We start from the raw sequence: 20930 nt of genomic DNA on the forward strand, positions 1-20930 counted from the left end.
CAATTCTGTCGTGTGCATAAGAATAGATCACATACCTGTTAATTCAGCGATACTCGATGCGTACTATCTGGAGTTTCAAAGGTTAGTGACTTTAAGGAAACAGCGGCAGGCTGTGAAAGAAACCATTCCAGAGGATCAGAGACATTCGGATGAGCCTACTAACAACTGAGGTGAATGAATGGCAAAACGAAAAAGGCAACTAACCGAAGCGAAAATTGAAAAGATGATCAAGGAAGGCAGAGGTCAAGGTACCGGTAAAGACTATCTTCCTTGGCTCAAGATTCAGGACGTTCCATCGGAAGGCAGAGCAACTCGTGGCGTAGGCTGGACTACAGGCCGAAGACACGAGCTTCTTTCGGATATTGAGCGTGATTATTGCTATCTGCTTGACTATGCAGATGAGGTTTCAGATATCCGTGAACAATTCCCGCTATTGCCACTTGAAGAAACCTTAATGATTGCGGAAAAAATCGGAGTAAATCATCCGTGCGATCCTAAGACTAACGTTCCAATTGTGATGACTACTGATTTCCTAATCACCCACGTAGACAAAGATGTTGCTAGGACTGTGAAGCCCTTTAGTGAAATGGAAGATGAACGAACGATAGCCAAGTTTGAGATTGAGCGGGTCTATTGGGAAACGCGTCATATAGATTGGGGCATTATTATTGACCGTGATTTACCTGATGTGCTGATTAGAAATATTGAGTGGGTCCATAAGGAGTACCATAACGAGGACGTATCTAATCTAGGTGTGTTTACTATTCGCAATTTAGAACAAATGCTCGCTGCCCGTTTAGACGAAGGGGAGGCAATATCGAAGGCTTGTTTAGCTTGCGATGAACGATTAGGACTAGAAGTTGGAACATCTCTTGCATTGTTCCGTCATTTTGTCGCGCGTAAAAAGTGGTCTGTAAATATGAATGAAAGAATCATTCCGACTCTCCCAGCGAAAGAGTTTATGATAGCAACTCCTGAATATAGATTTGAAGCAAAAGGCGGGTGATTATAATGCAGGCTATTTATGAAAATATGGTCGTGGAATGGATATCGTCTGATTCAGAGGATCGGCATTTAGAACGTATATTATGGATTTCCCCTTCTAACGACGTGGTCTTCAGTATTGCAATGGAAGATGACAAGGCTTTCCCCATCATGAAAACATATTTTGAGTATATTACAGGCTTCGAATCAAATCTTTGCAAGACAGTCGAATGGATAAATGGAAATATTCCTTTACTGGATAAGGACATTAATGAAGAGTATCTGACCATTAGAGATAAAGCTTGGGACGTAATTAAAGACATCGTTATGGATGAACCGGGCTGCTTCGATAAGAATTTCCGAGGCTCACGAGTAAGAGAATCGCAGGAGCGAACCGGATTACATAAAAGTACGATTTACCGTTATTTACGAAGGTATTGGCAAGGTGGAAAGATGAAGAATGCTCTTCTACCACACTTCAATAATAGTGGTAGTTATGGAACTGAGAGATCACCGGGAGATGTGAAGCGCGGTCGTCCGCGAAAGTTTGAAGATGAACCGGTAGGCATAAATATCGACGAGGAGACAAAACAATTACTACGGTCAGGCATCCGACTGTTCTATAACAATAAGCAGAAAGCTCCTCTCAAACATGCGTTCCAAAAAACATTGGAGAAGTTCTTTGCTAACGGATTTCGACAAGATGGACAAGCGTTGGTGCCGATCCTTCCTCCCCCTGAGAAGCTGCCGAGTTTTGGGCAGTACAGGTACTGGTTCAAGAAAGAAATGAATTTAGAGGATACGCTCAAAAGTCGGCTTGGAGAAAAACGTTATGCATTAGATTATCGGCCTATTCTTGGCAGCTCCACGTTTGAAAGTTTTGGCCCAGGGTCTAGGTTTCAGATTGATGCGACCGTTGCAGATGTGTATTTGGTCAGTGAGTACCGCCGGGAGTGGATCATTGGTCGCCCGATCATTTATATCGTTATTGATGTCTTCAGTCGCTATATTGCAGGTATTTACATTGGACTTGAAGGTCCAAGCTGGATTGGTGCAATGATGGCTTTAGCGAATACAACGGCCGATAAGGTAAAGTTTTGTGCCCAATATGGGATAGATATCGAACCTGAAGAATGGGTATCCAGTCATTTACCGCAGAAACTGACGGCAGATCGTGGGGAACTTGAAGGGGAGAAACCCAGTCACTTAATTGATGTGCTTGGTGTTGATGTGGAAAATGCCCCACCGTATCGTGCCGACTGGAAAGGCATCGTTGAACAGCAGTTCAGATTGGCGAACCTACGGAGCATTCAATTCATTCCTGGAGCGATAAAAGAACGCTATAGAGAACGTGGACAACGAGATTATCGTTTGGATGCAAAGTTAACGCTTCGAGAGTTTACAAAGATTATGATTCAAACTGTCCTTTATCATAATAATGATCATCACATGCTGTGGTATGACCGGAATGAGTTTATGGTGGCTGACGAAGTATCTCCTATTCCAAGAGACTTGTGGCACTGGGGAATCATTAATCGTAACGGTAGGCTTAAGAAACAACCGGAGCATATCGTTAAGCTAAATCTCATGTATCAAGGTGAGGCAACAGTTACTGCTGCTGGTATCCAGTTCAAAGGTATGCACTATAGTTGTGAGCTGGCTATGCGGGAACAATGGTTCGTAAAAGCAAGGGCAGGCAAGACTTGGCGAGTTAAGGTCTGCTACGATCCTCGATCCACGAATGAAATCTATTTATGGTTGGACGAAGGGCACCTTTTCGAGACTTGTATTCTACTAGAACGTGAAGAGCGGTACCTCAATAAGAGAATCGAGGAAGTTGAAGATTTGCTTGAGATTGAGCGGTACCAAGGACGACATCAGGAAGTGAACAACATGCTATCCAAAATTGAGCTCGATGCACAAACAAAGGCTATCGTTGATGAGGCAACCAAGAAAACGGATGCAGCCATCCAGCAAAGCGAGGAAAGCAACAGTATGCGTGTTAAAGGCACCAGACAGCGGCGTTCTAACGAGAAAGCGTCTAATCGTGAACAAGAAGCATTTCAGTTGTCTGAAAAAGTCTCGACACCAAGCAATCCAACAAACAACGTAGTTCCGTTGAAACTCGACGACAAGGCAGAGACCAAACAAGCCTATGTTCCTCCAGCGGACAAGTTATCTAAAATAAAAGCTTATTTGCTTGAAGATGGTGATGATGAATGAGCGAATTTGATGTCCCGTTATTCCATTTCAGCCGCGGCGAGTTTGTAGAAGCCGATTACCAAGATCCGCTTCTTGAAGATTATCGAAATAACCCACTGCTCGAAGCTCTCCCGCCGATTTGGGATGATAAGACGGTTGTGAACAAACTGGCGTCCAAGCCAATCTTCAATGCCTCGGAGCGTGACCTTCCCGTTCATCTCCGATTGCACTGTGTTCAACGTATATCACGCGACTTCTTTCGACCGTTATCCAGACATCTGGAGCTTCAGCAAAGCATTTCAAGGCTTATTCGTGACGGTTATGTGGGACGTAACCCTCTAACTCCAAATTACGCTTTAAGAGCTCGCAAAGACGCCTATGAGCTCATTATGCAGGGCAATACAAGTGGTTACCCAGTGAATACTCCTACCTCTGCTGGGTTTGCCTTAGTTGGCATATCCGGGATTGGTAAGTCCAGTAGTTTGTTGCGAATCCTGCAAATGTATCCGCAAGTCATTCTGCACCGCAAATATAGAGGGCAGGATATGCCTGCTCCTTTTCAAATTGTTTGGTTGAAGATGGATTGCCCTCATGATGGATCCATAAGAGGACTATGTCTAAACTTCTTGTTAGCAGTAGACAGCCTCGTCGGAACAAAATATTACAAGAAAAATGTAACCAAAAACCCGGATGAGTTACTTCCTCTGATGGCACAAGCTGCGGCAGTCCACTGCCTTGGGGTGCTTGTCATTGATGAAATTCAGAATCTTCAAGAAGCCAAGGATGACCGCGCTGCTCAAATGCTTAATTTCTTCGTTCAATTAGTTAATACCATTGGGCTGCCGGTTATTCTTGTCGGAACCTACAAAGCTCTTCCTGCATTGAACGGCGAGTTTCGTAATGCTAGACGGAATAGTGGTCAAGGAGATGCCACATGGCATCACTTCAAGAAAGATGAGGAATGGACCTGGTTGCTTCAGGGGTTGTGGAAGTACCAGTGGACGGACAAGAAAGTGGAGCTGGATCAAGAGTTCATTGATGTCATGTATGAAGAATCACAAGGCATATCGGATATTGCCATTAAGCTATTCATGCTAACGCAATGGAGAGCTTTGGATAAAGAACTCGAATCGGTTACGCCGGGGCTAATTCGCTCCGTGGCAAAGGATCGACTCACCTTGATTAGGCCAGCTTTAGAGGCTCTACGCTCAGGTAAGAAAGCTCAGATCCAGAAATTCGCTGATATTTATGATAGTGTTTCCATCGACGATTATTTGGATCGCATTGAAGCTGAACAAAGGCAAGCAGAGCGATTAGAAGTGATTCGAACAGAACTTGGCTATGACGTCACTGAACAGACGATAAACGAAGTCAGTGCATGGCTAATCGAGGCTGGTGTGACACAAGCCATAGCTTCTCAAGCTGCGGAAGAGGTAACGAAAATTCATCTTCATGAATTGGATGAAATCGATCTTCATAAAGAGGCGCTAAAAGTGGCATTGCAGAAGCAAAGTGCTTTGGTGAATAAATCATCGCAACAGCGTAGTAAGACGAAGCCAAAGGTCATACCGTCGAATCCAAACGACTTGCGGCTCATTGTAGCACAAGGCCGAAAGAAGAAAATGTCTGCTTACGATTCGTTGAAGGCTGCGGATTATATTAAGAATCCAATGGAGTTTCTCGGATAGGTGATGAAAGTTGAGTAAATGGTGTGCACTTCCAATCCCATACCCTGACGAATTGTTGTACAGTGTAATCGCCAGGTATCACATCAGATCAAATAATACGAGTCCCAAATGGACACTTAGAGAAGTTTTCGGTACTGACAATGTCATTCCTACGATCGATCTTCCGAGCCATCTGGATGCATTGTCAAGAAGAAACGTAGTTCAGATCATGGCTGATGAATGGATTAGGAAGCACACCTTTTATTCTTACTATGCCCCTTTCTTACCGGACTCCCGCGCTATGCGGGTTAAGGCACTTATGAGAAGCAGTGATGGATCGGGCATTCATGCTTTAGTAGGCATAACGGCAAGCACGATTGATCGGACGGATCGATTGTGGCTTTGCCCTTCCTGTTACGAACAAGACATTCAATTTTATGGTGAGCCCTACTGGCATCGAGTTCATCAATTACCAGGAGTATATCTCTGCCCTCATCACCGGAAAGTTCTACATAAGCTAACGAGTCCATTGTCGGATAGACATGGCTTAAATGTTTTGCCGATTTCTAGACATATGTTTCGCTCGATTGCTGTCATTGAAGATTTACCTGATAAACTAATTGATCGCCTGTCAGATATTGCTGAAGACATTCATTTACTCGTTCAGCTGGACAATCTGCCGGCTTTATATGACTTAAGACAGGCTATCCTGCCACGATTAGCAGAGAAGGGTTATGTTACTGTATCATCGCGTATCCGCCAACAGAAGCTTTGCGAGCAGCTTGTGCTATTCTATGGTCGAGAATTGTTAGATCTAATAGATAGTGACCCGACAGAAAGCAGATATTCGTGGTTAGAGCAATCAACGAGAACAGCGCGGCGAGCTATTCATCCTTTACGTCAGTTGCTTCTCATTCGCTTTCTATATGGATCATTTCGTGAATTTCTTGATCGCACTGACGGTACAATCGCTCCGTTCGGCAATGCACCTTGGCCCTGTCTAAATAAGGCAGCTGAACATTATAAGGAATTAGTTATTACGCAATGTGATATCACCCGTTGCTCAGATACGGGGCGACCTGTTGGCACCTTTGTATGTTCATGCGGATTCTCCTATTCTCGTCGTGGTCCTGATAAATCTGAGGCTGACAAGTACTACCGAGGAAGAATCAAGACTTTCGGCCCGATATGGTCAGATAAGCTAAAGCAGTACATGCAAGATGGGATGTCCTATCGCTCTGCTGCTGAGAGGCTTGGGGTGGATACGAATACTGTCATCAAGTATGCCAACGGTAAATTGCCTGAAAGAAGTGGTCCACTTAAACAAAAGCACGTTAAGAAGGCTACAGCAGCTCCTTCCTCGATAAATATAAGGAAGTCGCCTCGCATACGTGTTGACTGGGAGAAACGTGATTTGGAGCTAAGCTGGTTGGTTGAACAGGTATGTAAGGCCATCTTGGCCGAAAGTGACGCCAAACCTGTTCGCAATACAATTACTTTGCTTGGCAAGAGAATCGGGAAGCTTAGCTGGCTAGAGAAGTATCAACATAAGCTTCCAGTAACGATGAGTATTTTAACTTCGTATGTAGAATCTGTCTCCCAGTTTCAGATACGAAGAGTACGTTGGGCTGCGGAACGTTTGTCTGGAGAGTGGCCAATTAAAAGATGGAAGCTGGAGAAGCTTGCAGGACTAAGACCTGACTATTCTCAGGAAGTATTAGACGAAATTAATCGATGCATTGGTCAAAGCCGACTATTGCAACCATTCACATCACCAGAGGAGACTTCTTCATGGCAACACTGACGTTGAGATCCTGGCCTTTTCCAGAGAATCACGAGGCAGAATTAGTCTGGTTTGGATCGCCGTTTATGGATCATAAGGGAAACTGGAGAATTCGTGTCGCATTCAAAACTTCAGTCGAAGGGATAAAGGTAGTATCTTACCCCTGGGGGACGATTCCTTTTTTGCGTATTGGTCAAATCTATTCAAACGGGACTTATGACCAGATAACACCTATGAGCGGATCGGCATTCCACTTTACCATAGATGCTCTCAACCACGGTACTCTGACCAATGGTTTTAAGCTGCCTAAACGTTTGATTGACTTTGGTAAAAATCCTGAGCTCGGATTACAAAATATCATTCAGTATCAAGCGAATGGTCTCACATACTGTATACCGGTAATTGAATTGATTAGAGCTCTATTTATTAACTCGAGGTACTTAGCCTACTATTTGCTCCAACCTCATGGCTTGGATTTGTTAATTGATAATAGCTATTCATTGGCGGGAACATTGCATTTTGACTTGAGCAATCGAGTTCCAGCCAAATTGGCTACAGAAAGCAACGTTCGTCACCTCTCATGGATTTACACGGACCCGATGATTCGATCGTTGTGGGATTCTGTTTATCAGAGTTTGTTCAGTCATGCAGTTAAAAATTCACCCTATAATCCATCCGCTACTTTAAAGAAAGGTGTTCCTCTAACTATTGATCTTCCGCCCTTAGGCCCTATTGAAATGCATACCCGCGGGGTGCAATTTATCGATTACGTGTTAGTAAAAGAGATCATTGCCATCGGCGGATTTCAGCACCCATCAAATGAGATTCTCTTTTGGCATCCCTCTAAGAAACGTCGTGAATGGAGCTCGGGCGACAAGACGATTCGTATGATTCCTGGTTCTAAAAATACTGACTATGTGCTGAACGATCAAAGTGACAACGCCAAAGAGGATTTGAATCAAGATGTCGTAGAGACTTCACCTACAATAATGCAGTTTGCCAATTACCCTGTCGTGGAGACTCGTCGACCAAGTGTAAGACATTCGAATACAGGAAATGAAGTCATCGTGTCGACTGGACGCGGCGGAAAACATACGGCTGCTTCTGAAGAAGTTAGTACTCAGGATTCCATGGTTGGCGGGGATACCCCACCTATCGACTTCCAGACACTCGAGACGATTCCAGCATCCGATGCAATCGGTCTTGAACCATTTTTTCAGATGATTGAAATGTTGAAGAAGACATTCCAAGTGAAGGTAAGGATGTCAGTAGTAAGAGTGCCGCCTGGTAAGCGATTCTCTGTCTGTATGAACGGAGCTCGCAGAACATGTGCCATAGTTCAGGTAACTACTGAAATCACGACATCTTATATTGTCGAAGTGGCAAGACCGGATGATTGGTCGATCTCTACCCTTATTCTTCGTCCAAGAAATCAGTTGTCATATAGGATAATAGAGCGAAACATAAAGCAGCTTCTCGATGGATTGGTTCAAAAGGGTGGACATTGGGATCAGTCAGTTCTTAACCAATGTGATACCATGAATATTGAAAAACTAAAGCATTATCAGAGTGATACGATTCTTGAGTGGGCCTCTAGACTTGCAGGTAAGTTAATGATGTAAAGAATCGAATTGGTTCTATCTCAGCAATGAATTACCGCGATTGCTTCTAGCTGGATTTGATTACAATGCGCTATATTCTCACGTTCACGATCTTGCCTGGATTTTACCATGTTCAAGTCTCATGTGGAATTGCATTTTAAGTAAACTGCCCATCATTCACCAGAAATAAGTATACAACTGAGCCGACGAATTTCGGGTATCAATTCCTGATATTCGATCGGCTTTTTCTTATTTTGTTATGCTTTTGAGATATGAGAACGGGTGTGCGACTGACTACATAGGAAATGTAACAATCCGTCGCGACTTGATGACGATGCGCATATGAGAAAAAGACCTCAGGAACTCGACTTTAGATTCTTTTCCTGGAGCTGTACACTAAATAATTGGAAAGTCGTGTGCATGCCGAGCAAGTTATAGCTGTATAAGAGGCATCAAAGTGTGTATCAAATACGAAAAACCTCTTTTTCAGGGGAGTCATTCCATTAAAATTCTCACCGATCTATAATTTGATATTGAAATATCAAATGTCATTATGGTAATATTCGTATAGGGTGTTTTTGGTAATTAAGGAGGACTTCAAATGGGCAAGAGTATTCGCGAGGTACAGCAAGTGTTTGAACGTACTTTTCCTGATAAGCAGACAATTCCTTTTGCCGAGGCGAAGGCTCTTCTGCAATCCTTATCTGATGAGCAACTAGAGAACGAAGACGTCGAGATGTTTCTTGAGATTATGGGTTTCCAGAATATCCTGCACAATGACCAGTCCAAGGAAGCAAACGAAGAACCGAGTATTGATGACATTTTAAATATGGAATGGAAGCCGGTCTCTGACCCGAAAGTAATGGATAACTCATCCAGTCAGAGTGTTTACTCGAGAAATACTATCCTACTGAAAGGGTACCATGAGACTCGTAACGATCTAGAGTTCGAACAGCTAGTTGTCGATAACATGAAACTTGTTCATAAGTTGGCCTCGAAGTATTTAAGATATTCCAATCACCAACATTCCTATGATGACCTAGTATCAGAAGGTACAATAGGGCTAATGGACGCTATTAGAAAGTTTGATGTGAACAAGGATGTTCAATTCTCGACTTACGCTGTTTGGTGGATACGGCAACGTATAATACGGGCTATCGTCGATACGGGAACAATGATTCGAGTGCCGGTACATATGTTTGAACTCATTCAGAAGATCCGGCGGGAAGAACAAGCTTACGAAGTGGAGAATAACATCCCTGACCAACAGACGATAATTATGAAACTTGGCATTTCTGCAGCCCAATACGAGCGAGCCAAGATCGTTGAGCATCAGGTGTTAGGGATGACGTCCACCGAACAGAATATTTCGGAGGATGGTCAAGAGTCGGAACTAAGTCAATTTATAAGTCTGGAGACGCATCGGTTATTGGGCGAGTACAGTAAAATCTATTTTGATCCTGCACTTTTGGCAGAGCAGCACGACTTGAAGAAGCTGCTTCATGAATTGATAACCACTCATCTCAAACCACGGGAACAAGAGGTTATTCTGGAACGGTTCGGTTTTGGTGATTGCAAACCGAAAACACTCGAGAAAGTAGGGGAACAGTTCGGAGTAACGCGAGAGAGAATCAGACAGATTGAAGCCAAGGCATTGAAGAAATTAGCAAATAAAATGAGAAAAAGGGCACACCGCGATGACTACTACTGGCCAGAACCAATGGGAGGTTGACAGGATGAACAATTATAAAAGAATCGAACAAGATCTCTTGCGAATGATGCAGGATTCGAACCAAAAGGTGCTTTTTGTATTCAAAGGGTTTCCAGCTTCATTTTTCGAAACGATGCCTTTGCGCAAGCTGATTCCGTATTCAGTTACAATTTCAATTCATGAGCTCGATCAAGCCAAAGCATCGATTCTGCCGGAGATGTTCCAATCGCTTCACCAAATCAATCAGGCTGCTTGGTGCTCCTATGAGGAATATCAAGTCATAGGAACAGAAGTACTGTCCCTTTACTTCAACATTATGATCTATGAAAACAATGTTTATCACCGCACCTTTCCTTGTTTATATAGTATACCTGCCGCGGAGAGGTTGTTTATCACTTATTTCGAGGATGAGAATTCCACAGAAGAGCCTGAGCAGGATCCGGACTTTGAAATCTTTCAGAAATATTATGGAACGTTAAAGAAAATCGATAATAACTGGTTTATTGTATACGCTGATTCCGAACCGGCGATTGATTACTATTCAATTCCCGACCTCGAGCTTCCAGAGAGCAAGTTGGCAAATGACGACACAGCAGAACTTGAGCTTGTAGAAGAAGAAGATGTACTGGTTGGACTAATAGCACGAGTGTTATCGAATACAGCAACCGAGCAACAAGAAGTTCGGATCTCTTACACGGGAGATCTAAGTGTATCAATTCATCGTTATCGCGAGCGAATTCAGCTTCTACAAAGCCTACTTCCTCTTATTACGTTCGTACTTACTACCAAGACGACATCACTTGTACCTCAGCTATATGAGACAGAATATTTGCGCGTACTCGAGAAGTACTGGAATTATACGAGTTTCCGCGACTTACGAATGTACAAAGATATTCATGATCCTGAATTTAAGAAGGAAACGGTCTTTATTCCTCAAAGTCAGGTCATTGACAGCATCGTGCAGCAGGCTACATTAGCGCATCAGGGAGAGAGCTATCGCGATATCTTCGTGACCTCTCCAACCGGTGCAGGCAAATCGGTTATGTTTCAAGTACCCGCTATTTACCTTGCTGAAAAATATGGACTAATGACCATCGTTATCTCTCCGTTAATCGGATTGATGACGGATCAGGTACAAGGTCTGATGGATCGCAATGTGCACATGTCCGCAACGATTAATTCTGAAATTACGCCGGTTGAGAAGATGGGCATCATTGAACGGATTCGGACAAGAGAAATTTCCATTCTCTATATTTCACCAGAGACGCTACTTAGTCGCTCCGATATTGCGCAATTAATCGGAGACCGAGAGATAGGTCTGTTCGTGATCGACGAGGCACATATCGTCACAACATGGGGGAAAGCATTTCGCTCGGACTACTGGTATTTGGGGAGTTACCTCCAGCGCCTACGCAAGAAGGAAATGCAGTTCCCCATTGCTACCTTTACTGCAACTGCAATTTATGGCGGAGTAGAGGATATGTACGCGGAAACAAGAGACAGCCTGAATCTCATTAATCCCATTAGCTACTTTGGATATGTGAAGCGGGATGATCTGGAGGTTCGCATTAAGAAATCCAGTCAGTCGAAGGAAAGGTTTAAGGAATATCTGGAGGATAAATTCAAGGTGCTTGTATTCAGGTTAGAACAATACCTGGCCAAAGACGAAAAAACGCTTGTCTATTTCCCCACAGTCGGATTAATTAATCAGTTTCATGAATTCACCAAGATCTTTGCGAGCGAGCGATTGCGTCAACATCTTACGTCTTATTACGGTCCTCTCTCTAAAGATCTCAAAAACGGAAACTACAAACGGTTCAAGGAGGGTGACTCGCTAGTCATGCTTGCAACCAAAGCGTTCGGAATGGGTATCGATCTACCCGACATTGTGAATGTGTATCACTTCGCCCCAACTGGGAATGTATGTGACTATGTTCAGGAGATTGGACGTGCTGCAAGGGCACTGGAGCGGGGATACGCTTATTTTGATTTCTTGCCCAAGGACTTCGTTCATGTTAATCGACTGCATGGAATCTCGACAATTCGTAAACAGCAACTAGTTCAAGTGATGGCAAAGGTTGTTCAACTTATTAACGAAAATAAGCACAGCAGCAATGTGCGTCATCTTCTTGTCAATGCGGAGGAATTTCGATATATATTCCAGCAAGGCGCCGAGGCAAGTGATGAAGTCGATAATAAGCTGAAGACAGCTTTATTGATTATCGAGAAGGATTTTAAAGCCAAAATGGGGTACTCGCCTATTATCGCTCGTCCGAGAAGTGTATTTGCAAAAGAGTACTTTATGATACAGAAAGATCAAGAGCAGCAAATTCTGGAGCGATACGGTAGATACTTTAAAAAGGTTGCAGAAGGACATAAGACGGCGTATGGCAATATCTACACCTGTGATATGAAGAACTTGTGGGAATCGCGGTTTCAGAGCTTATCATTTCCTCAATTCAAATATAAATTTCATTCGAAAGATGAGGATCTAGGACTGCCTTTTTTAGTTAATCTTCTGCCCGTCTTACAGCTGGAACTTGTGCTTAAATCAGTACACCGTGATCAGTTTACGAATGAGCTGAACCATCAATTAGAGCAAATCGCGGATATATTCGGCGCATACGCCAAGGAACGAAGCTACTTCTCCATTTCAGAATTTGCGGCAGAGCTGAAGAAGAAAATAAAGGGCGATAAATATTTTTGTGAAAATCTGGCCTTAATTCTGATTCATAGTGCGGACCATTATGATCGGATTATGCAGAAACATTCCAACTTCTATCAGCGATTTATGAAGTATAGCGAATCGAAGGAGAAATACTCCATCCAGAACAGTGGGTATGCGGGATTTCTGGATTGGATCAAGATTGAGTGGAGACAAATCCTCAACCAAGGACAGCAAATCAATACCGAACCAAGTCACGTTACAATGTTCTTGCCGAAGGTAAACCCCGAGAAAGTAGAGAAAACATTTATTCTTCTTGGTATACTAGAAGCTCTGGGCAATTTGATCTATCGTGTGAATGGCGGGGATAATCCCGAAATATTCCTTCGTATCAACTCCCGTATGCAAATCGAACGCAGCATACAAAACCCAGCGAGATATATAAACTATATTTTGGAGAATGTAAAAGAAAGGCATTACCTATCGGTGGCGATGTTAACCCACTTGTTCGAAAATGAAGTGGATAACGATCGATTCTGGGAATACATTGAAAATTATTTTTTAGGAATAATTCCAGATGAGGTTTTGGCCAAAACCGGAAATTCTAGGTCCTAAACTTATCTTTCATTGAATATGCCATGCAAGAAAGAAGGTGATTGAGTGATTGAATCGTTTTGGAATTTATGCTTGCTTCATGAGATTCATTCAAGGGATCAGCTTTTGCGGGAGGCGATTCGAGTGAATCGCACCCGCCAGTCGATTGAGCGGCATAAAACTATCGAATGGGAACAGGAGGCGAGCGCAGAGGAACTATTCCAATGGATGAAAGAGCAAGTCGGTGAACGGGAGCTAGGGCATTTCCCTGGGGATCGGGATCTATTCCGCCGACTGTACCATGCGGGCAAAGAACTAGACCTGCTGGAGTATGCATTACGCACGCTGCAGCAGGATCGAATAACCGGGACGCTTATGGCACATCCCGGAATCATGGAACGCTTTATTGAAATGTGCACCCAAAGCCAGTTTAGCTCCATTCTCATAACAGAGACGGAGAAGTTTCTACAAGGTCTATACGAGACGAAATGCTACATGCGTGATCTTCACGTCACGTTGTTGTCGGAAAACTATATGTTCTGCCGTTTACTGAAAATATACTTTGAACTGAATCCTCGGATTACCGTAATTCAAGGGAGCATCTACCAACCGTTGCAAATGGAAGAGAGATTCGACGCGATTCTGTCCATTCCAAACTTTGGTCTAAAGCTTCAGGATGAAGATGAAATTTCGATTCGAGAATCGGAGGGGGCAGCTGTCAGTTTCCTGCTGCCTGTACTGCAGGAGAGAGGCAGACTAAGCGTGACTTTCCCGTCACGCATGATGTTCCAAGGGGGAGCAATCGCAAGCTGGAGACATGAGATGAACATGGAAGCACCAGTGCAATCGATTTATACGCTTCCGGATGGTTTGTTCAGGCCTTATACCTCGGTAAGGACGTATCAGGTGGAATTCGGTAAGGAAATTCCACAAGAGGTTCGGATAGGTAGATTGGTCATAAGGAAGCAAACTCTGGAGATTGATCGGGAAGTGATGATTCATCCAGATCAGTTCCAGCTATGGGACAATTGGAGGATCGATCTACTGCTCGACGAAGATCAGGAGAAGTTGCGCTCGTTCCAGCAGGCTGCCATGCCGAAGGAAAAGCTTCGCAACATAGCGGATATATTCCGCGGGAAAGCGATCTCGAAGCAAGAATTGAAGACAGGCAAGATTAGAGTGCTAAATATTTCTAATATGGATGATGGCGAGGTTAAGTTAGAAGAGCTTGAGACTATCGACGAAGAAGAGCGTAAGGTTAAGCGTTATGAAGTGCTTTCTGGTGATCTGGTCATGACATGCAGAGGAACCGTGATTAAACTTGCCATCTTCCCCGACAGCGAAGAAATGGTGATTGCTTCCGCCAACATTATCGTACTTCGGTTTAAGTCGAGTTTACTGGCTCAATTTGTAAAGGTTTTTTTAGAGAGTCCGACTGGGATGGCATTTATTCAAAGCTTTCAGCGGGGAACAACGGTCATGAACTTGAATCCTTCAGATGTTGGAGAAATCGAAATTCCTACACTACCAGAAGAGAAGCAGTATCAGTTGGTTAACCATTATTTGGACGAGAAGAAACGATACAAAGCTGTTATTCTGGAAGCCCACGTAAGATGGGAACAAGCGAAACAAGAAGTATACCAAAGAATATATAAAGAGGAGCTTGCTAATGGCAACAGCTAATTTAGGTTTTGAAGAGAAATTATGGAGCATGGCTGACAAGCTGCGCGGCAGCATGGATGCTGCGGAGTATAAGCACGTCGTGTTAGGCCTGCTATTTCTTAAATATGTTTCTGATGCATTTGAAGAGAAGTATGACTCACTGAAGAATGAACCTTATGCGGACCCCGAAGATCGGGACGAGTATGTTGCCGCGAATATCTTCTGGGTACCTAAGGATGCTCGTTGGAGCCACATCAAGAACAATGCGAAGAAACCGGAAATTGGCCAAATCATTGACCAAGCAATGATCGACATCGAGAAGGAGAACGCTTCACTGAAAGGTGTTTTGCCGAAGGACTATGCAAGACCTGCTCTAGATAAAACTCGCCTGGGCGAAGTTATCGATTTATTTTCTTTCAAGGTTGGCGATGAAGATAGCCGCTCCAAGGATGTGCTCGGCCGGGTATATGAATACTTCCTTAGCAAGTTTGCCAGCGCTGAGGGCAAGAATGGCGGCGAGTTCTATACGCCAAACAGTGTTGTCCGCTTGCTCGTTGAGATGATTGAGCCATTCAAAGGCCGTGTCTATGACCCGTGCTGCGGCTCTGGTGGCATGTTCGTTCAGAGTGAGAAGTTCGTTGAAGAACATCAAGGCAAGCTAGGAGATATCGCAGTTTATGGCCAAGAGTCGAACCCCACAACGTGGAAGCTATGCAAAATGAACTTGGCGATCCGCGGAATCGACAGCAACTTGGGTGAATATCATGCAGATACGTTCCACAATGATCTGCATAAGAACTTGAAGGCCGATTACATACTGGCCAATCCTCCGTTTAACATTAGCGATTGGGGCGGTGAGCGCTTAACAGAAGACGCCCGTTGGTCTCATGGTATACCGCCAGCAGGTAATGCCAACTACGCTTGGATTCAGCACATGGTAAACAAGCTGGCTCCAAGTGGTGTAGCCGGCTTCGTCTTAGCGAACGGCTCAATGTCTACGAGCACAACAGCGGAGTTTGAGATCAGGAGTAAGATGGTCAATGCGGATTTGGTGGATTGCATTGTTACGCTTCCAGGGCAGTTGTTCTATTCGACGCCGATTCCAGTCTGCCTTTGGTTCATGTCAAAGAACAAAGCTCCAAGAGGGTTGCGTGACCGCCGCGGCGAGATCCTTTTCATCGATGCTCGTAAAATGGGACAAATGGTAGACCGGACGCATAGGGAGCTGACTTTGGCAGAGATTAATAAGATTGTGAATACTTATCACGCATGGCGTGGGCAGTCTGAGGCCGGGACGTATGAGGAGATTAAAGGCTTTTGCAAAGCAGCGAAACTTGCTGAAGTACAAGAGCATGAATATATTTTGACACCTGGACGTTATGTAGGGATTGAGGATGTCGAAGAGGATAGCGAGCCGTTTGAGGATAAGATGACTCGATTAACATCGGAATTGGCAGAGCAATTTGCTAAATCGCGGCATCTGGAAGATGAGATTCGCAAGCGGCTTGGGGGGATTGGATTTGAATTTTAGTGAATGGAAAGAAGTCGCACTGGGTGACGTTGTTGATATTATAAGTGGTGGTACTCCAAAAACAGCACACAACGAGTATTGGGAACCAGCTGAAATTGATTGGATTACAGCTAAAGATGTTTCAGAGTGTGAAAATCGAACCATAAAAGAAACTAGTCGGAAAATCTCTAAAAAGGGTCTCGAACATAGTGCTGCTAGAATGCTGGAGCCACTAACTACAGTATTAATTGCACGCGGTGCAACTACAGGTAAGGTAGCACTGAGTACTGAGAACATGGCTATGAATCAAACGTGCTACGGGCTTCAGGCAAAAAAAGGAAATGATAAGCTATTTATATATTACTTGATGCTCTCGAGATATAACAGTTTTAGATCTATTGCCAATGGTAGCATATTTGATACGATTATTGGTTCTGGAATTAAATCTATTAAGGTACGAATACCAAGTTTGCCAACTCAGCAATGGATTGGGGAAGTACTGGCGTCTCTTGACGACAAAATAGAACTCAATAATTCCATTAACAAAAACCTTGAAGAAACGGCCAAAGCACTATTTAAACATTGGTTTGTCGATTTCGAGTTTCCGAATGAAAATGGGGACCCGTATAAGAGTAGTGGCGGCGAATTTGAGGAAAGTGAGTTGGGGTTGATTCCAAAGGGCTGGAAAATAAGTTCTTTAGGACAGGTAATAAAGGTAAAGCATGGGTTTGCTTTTAAGAGTGAAAATTTCTCGGAAGATAAGACAAATAGAATTTTGCTAACACCTGGGAATTTTAAGATTGGAGGAGGTTTCAATGATAAAAAGTTGAAGTACTATTCCAATCAAGCAGATATCCCTCTTGATTACATTCTAAAAACTGGTGATATGCTTATAACGATGACTGATTTAAGTAAGAGTGGAGATACCTTGGGATTTCCAGCGGTAATACCAATAATATCTGACTCAGAAGTATTGCATAATCAGCGTTTGGGTAGAGTTATCTACTGCACGGACCTTCCAATTAAGGGCTATGTATATAATTTGTTATGCTCAAAAGAGTATAGAGGTTACATCTTAGGTTCTGCGACAGGGTCAACAGTAAAACATACTGCACCCAGTAGGATTGAGAGTTATAAAATAATAATTCCTAATAAAGATGTGTTACTCAAGTTTGATAATATTATGTCAGATGTATTTAATCAGCTATCACTAAATTATTCTGAAAATAGTAATTTATCGATGCTAAAAGACACTATCCTCCCTAAAATTATGTCAGGTGAAATACAAATCCCCATGGGGAGAATATATAGTGAATCAACTGACCTACCACTTGAAGAAAAAAATAAAGAGCAATACTCCACAACCTAACCGAAGGAGGTGCATCCATGGCTCAGTACACCACATCCTACACTGAAAGCGACCTCGAACAGGCCACTCTGGAATGGTTTGAAGAATTGAACTATAACAAAGTCTACGGCCCTGAGATTTCGCCTGAAGGGGAATATCCGGAAAGGCAATTTTATCAGGATGTTATTTTGAAAGAACGCTTACGTGAAGCGCTCATTCGCATCAACAAGCATCTGCCGCACGAGGCTATCGAGGAAGCGATTCGAATCATCGAAGTGCCTCGTAGCCCGAGCTTGATGCTCAACAACAAAGCGTTCCAGAAAATGATTACGGATGGTATTGATGTTCAGTATAGGAATACCAATGGTGATTATCCGACCGAGAAAGTTTGGTTGTTCGATACGCATCCAGACCGCATCGACAATAACGATTTTCTTGTTGTGAATCAATTTACGGTCATTGAGAACCAGGTCGATAAGCGCCCGGATGTTGTGGTGTTTGTTAACGGTCTTCCGATTGCAGTTCTGGAGCTGAAGAGCGCCTCCAATGAAGAAGTGGGAATCAGTGATGCGTACAATCAGGTGCAGACCTATAAAAAGGCGATTCCGTCCCTGTTCACGTACAACGCCTTCATGGTAATCAGTGACGGGGTCAATGCTAGAGTAGGCACGCTGACGGCTGACGAGGAAAGGTTCATGATGTGGCGCACCATTGATGGCGAGGATGTGGCCTCCTCCTCCCTGCCGCAGCTTGAAGTGTTGATTAAGGGCATGTTCGAGAAAAGTCGTCTGTTGGACATCATCAAGCATTTTGTTCTGTTTCAAACTGATGGCGAACGTCTATTCAAGATTTTGGCTGGCTACCATCAGTACCATGCCACCAATAAGGCGATTGCCGCTACGGAAAGAGCGACACTTAAGGAAGGCGACCGCAAGATCGGAGTTATCTGGCATACACAAGGCTCGGGCAAGAGCCTTTCCATGGTCTTTTACGCAGGCAAACTGGTTCTAACACTCGATAATCCGACGATTGTTGTCGTAACAGACCGTAACGATCTCGACGATCAGTTATATGCTACATTCAGCAAGTCTAAAGATTTACTCCGTCAAACGCCTCAACACGCCGAAGACCGTGCTCATTTAAAACAGCTGCTTTCAGTGGAGGCAGGCGGAATTATTTTCACAACGGTTCATAAGTTCACGCCTGAAGAAGGCGAATCCAAGTACCCTGTACTCACGGACCGCCGTAATGTCATCGTAATGGCGGACGAAGCACACCGCAGTCAGTACGGCTTTCAAGCTGAAATGGTCGCATCGGATGAGGAAGCAAGCATCAAGTACGGCTATGCGAAATATATGCGTGATGCATTGCCAAACGCTTCTTACATTGGGTATACCGGAACGCCGGTTGAGTTGACGGATAAGAACACCCCGGCTGTATTCGGTGATTATATCGACATCTACGACATGACCCGGGCTGTGGAAGATGGTACGACTGTAAAGATTTACTATGAGAGTCGTATCGCACGGTTGGAGCTATCGGATAATGAGCGCCCAGTTATTGATGAAGAGTACGAAGAGATTACTGAGTATCAAGAGTATTCTCAGCAAGAGAAGCTCAAGTCCAGATGGGCGCGCCTAGAGGCGCTTGCTGGTTCGGAGAAACGGATCAAAAAGGTCGCCAAGGATATGGTTGACCATTATGAGCAGCACAAAGGAGCTATGTTCGGCAAAGCGATGATCGTCGTTATGTCGAGACGTATTGCCATCGATCTCTACAAAGAGATTATTGCGCTTCGTCCGGACTGGCATAGTGACGATGACAATGAAGGCAAAATCAAAATCGTCATGACCGGAAGCTCAAGCGACCCTGCTGAATGGCAGCCTTATATCGGGACAAAGCGGCGTCGGGAACATCTGGCCAAGCGAATGAAGGATTTGAATGATTCTCTGGAGATCGTCATTGTGCGAGATATGTGGTTGACCGGGTTTGACGTACCAAGCATGAACACAATGTACATTGATAAGCCAATGAAGGGTCATAACCTGATGCAGGCTATTGCTCGCGTCAATCGCGTATTCCGTGACAAGCCGGGCGGGCTAATCGTGGACTACATCGGTATTGCAGATATGTTGAAGTCGGCACTCCAGCAATACACGGAAAATGATCGCAAAACTGCTGGTATCGACACCAATCAAGCTGTCGATTTCATGCTGGAGCGGATCCAACTCATTCGCGAACAATTACATGGCCATGACTTCTCAAAATTCGCATCGGAGAAAGCTTCTGATCGGATGAAAGCAATCGTCGAGACGATAGATTATGTGCTCGGACTTGGCGACCAAGGCAAACGCAATTTCGTCAATTGGACGACGGAACTGGCGAAGGCCTATGCGCTGTGTGCCACGACCGAAGCCGCGGAAACGGTCAACCTGGAAATCAGCTTCTACAAAGCTGTGAAATCGGGTATCGTCAAAATCATCACGACGGAAAACATGAAGAAAACGACAAATGAGCTGGATGCGGAGTTAAACCAGTTGATTTCTAAGTCGGTCATGTCAGATGAAGTTGTCGACATTCTCGAAGCGGTCGGCTTACAGAAACCGAACATTGCGATCTTGTCCAATGAATTTCTGGAGCACGTTCGAGGACTGAAGCAGAAGAACCTTGCGGTCGAATTGCTGAGAAGACTTCTTCAAGGCAAAGTAAAGGCCGTTTCCCGCACGAGCATTGTGCAGTCAAAAAAATTCTCTGAAATGCTTGAAGAAGCTATTCGTAAATACAATAATCGTACTATTGAGACAACGCAGGTAATTGAAGAACTGATTCAGATGGCCAAGGAGATGAATGCTGCCGTCAAGCGTGGCGAAGACCTCGGGCTTATCAAGGAAGAAGTAGCCTTCTATGACGCGTTGGCTTCTAATGAGGCTGCAAAAGAGCTAATGGGAGATCTAGTCCTTAAGCAGATCGCTCACGAGTTGACCCAGGCGATCAAGAATAATATCAAGGTGGATTGGACTCTGCGGGAGAATGTACGGGCTCAGATGCGGATTACGGTCAAGAGACTCTTGAAGAAATATGGGTATCCGCCGGATCTTGAGAAAATGGCAATTGATTTAGTACTTCAGCAGGCTGAATTGATGGCTCAGGCAGAGACAGAAGAATTTAAATACTAACAGACATCAGGCGTAGCAACATGAATT

11 protein-coding genes are annotated in these 20930 nt (G+C 44.0%); all 11 read left to right on the forward strand.

Annotation, left to right across the window (positions count from 1 at the left end):
* Positions 1-178 precede the first annotated feature (178 nt).
* The 11 genes from VN24_RS12980 to VN24_RS13035 all read left to right on the forward strand — a co-directional run bounded on the left by VN24_RS12980 (position 179) and on the right by VN24_RS13035 (position 20903).
* Complete coding sequence (locus tag VN24_RS12980) at positions 179-1006, forward strand: heteromeric transposase endonuclease subunit TnsA (protein WP_045670750.1); 828 nt, start codon at positions 179-181, stop codon at positions 1004-1006.
* 5 nt (positions 1007-1011) lie between these two features.
* Positions 1012-3207 (forward strand): Mu transposase C-terminal domain-containing protein, encoded by a 2196-nt coding sequence (locus VN24_RS12985; protein WP_045670751.1) that lies wholly within the window; start codon positions 1012-1014, stop codon positions 3205-3207.
* Positions 3204-4874, forward strand: a complete 1671-nt coding sequence (locus VN24_RS12990; protein WP_045670752.1) for an ATP-binding protein — start codon at positions 3204-3206, stop codon at positions 4872-4874. The genes VN24_RS12985 and VN24_RS12990 overlap by 4 nt, the downstream gene beginning before the upstream one ends.
* A 10-nt stretch (positions 4875-4884) precedes the next feature.
* Positions 4885-6657, forward strand: a complete 1773-nt coding sequence (locus VN24_RS12995) for a TnsD family Tn7-like transposition protein (protein ID WP_082083746.1) — start codon at positions 4885-4887, stop codon at positions 6655-6657.
* Entirely contained in the window at positions 6645-8258 is a 1614-nt protein-coding gene (locus tag VN24_RS13000; protein ID WP_045670754.1) for a Tn7-like element transposition protein TnsE, read from the forward strand. Before VN24_RS12995 ends, VN24_RS13000 begins: the two co-directional genes overlap by 13 nt.
* A gap of 580 nt (positions 8259-8838) precedes the next feature.
* Entirely contained in the window at positions 8839-9969 is a 1131-nt protein-coding gene (locus VN24_RS13005; RefSeq protein ID WP_052702919.1) for a sigma-70 family RNA polymerase sigma factor, read from the forward strand.
* Between the two features lie 4 nt (positions 9970-9973).
* Complete coding sequence (locus VN24_RS13010) at positions 9974-13228, forward strand: DEAD/DEAH box helicase (RefSeq protein ID WP_052702920.1); 3255 nt, start codon at positions 9974-9976, stop codon at positions 13226-13228.
* A 123-nt stretch (positions 13229-13351) separates the two neighbouring features.
* Entirely contained in the window at positions 13352-14890 is a 1539-nt protein-coding gene (locus VN24_RS13015; protein ID WP_238590896.1) for a restriction endonuclease subunit S, read from the forward strand.
* Positions 14877-16400: a class I SAM-dependent DNA methyltransferase gene (locus VN24_RS13020; RefSeq protein ID WP_045670756.1), complete on the forward strand. Its 1524-nt coding sequence runs from the start codon at positions 14877-14879 to the stop codon at positions 16398-16400. The genes VN24_RS13015 and VN24_RS13020 overlap by 14 nt, the downstream gene beginning before the upstream one ends.
* A complete protein-coding gene (locus VN24_RS26320) occupies positions 16390-17748 on the forward strand; it encodes a restriction endonuclease subunit S (RefSeq protein ID WP_052702921.1) in 1359 nt (452 codons plus the stop codon). The genes VN24_RS13020 and VN24_RS26320 overlap by 11 nt, the downstream gene beginning before the upstream one ends.
* A gap of 17 nt (positions 17749-17765) precedes the next feature.
* Entirely contained in the window at positions 17766-20903 is a 3138-nt protein-coding gene (locus VN24_RS13035; RefSeq protein WP_045670757.1) for a type I restriction endonuclease subunit R, read from the forward strand.
* Positions 20904-20930: the final 27 nt, after the last annotated feature.

Origin of the sequence: Paenibacillus beijingensis (assembly GCF_000961095.1) — a bacterium.
Taxonomy (GTDB): Bacteria; Bacillota; Bacilli; order Paenibacillales; family Paenibacillaceae; genus Paenibacillus_O; species Paenibacillus_O beijingensis.

What these genes read in the sequence shown, in the direction of transcription:
- VN24_RS13020 (WP_045670756.1), top strand. Translation starts at nt 14,877, where the DNA reads ATGGCAACAGCTAATTTAGGTTTTGAAGAGAAATTATGGAGCATGGCT.
- VN24_RS13000 (WP_045670754.1), top strand. Translation starts at nt 6,645, where the DNA reads ATGGCAACACTGACGTTGAGATCCTGGCCTTTTCCAGAGAATCACGAG.
- VN24_RS13010 (WP_052702920.1), top strand. Translation starts at nt 9,974, where the DNA reads ATGAACAATTATAAAAGAATCGAACAAGATCTCTTGCGAATGATGCAG.
- VN24_RS12980 (WP_045670750.1), top strand. Translation starts at nt 179, where the DNA reads ATGGCAAAACGAAAAAGGCAACTAACCGAAGCGAAAATTGAAAAGATG.
- VN24_RS13035 (WP_045670757.1), top strand. Translation starts at nt 17,766, where the DNA reads ATGGCTCAGTACACCACATCCTACACTGAAAGCGACCTCGAACAGGCC.
- VN24_RS12985 (WP_045670751.1), top strand. Translation starts at nt 1,012, where the DNA reads ATGCAGGCTATTTATGAAAATATGGTCGTGGAATGGATATCGTCTGAT.
- VN24_RS13005 (WP_052702919.1), top strand. Translation starts at nt 8,839, where the DNA reads ATGGGCAAGAGTATTCGCGAGGTACAGCAAGTGTTTGAACGTACTTTT.
- VN24_RS12990 (WP_045670752.1), top strand. Translation starts at nt 3,204, where the DNA reads ATGAGCGAATTTGATGTCCCGTTATTCCATTTCAGCCGCGGCGAGTTT.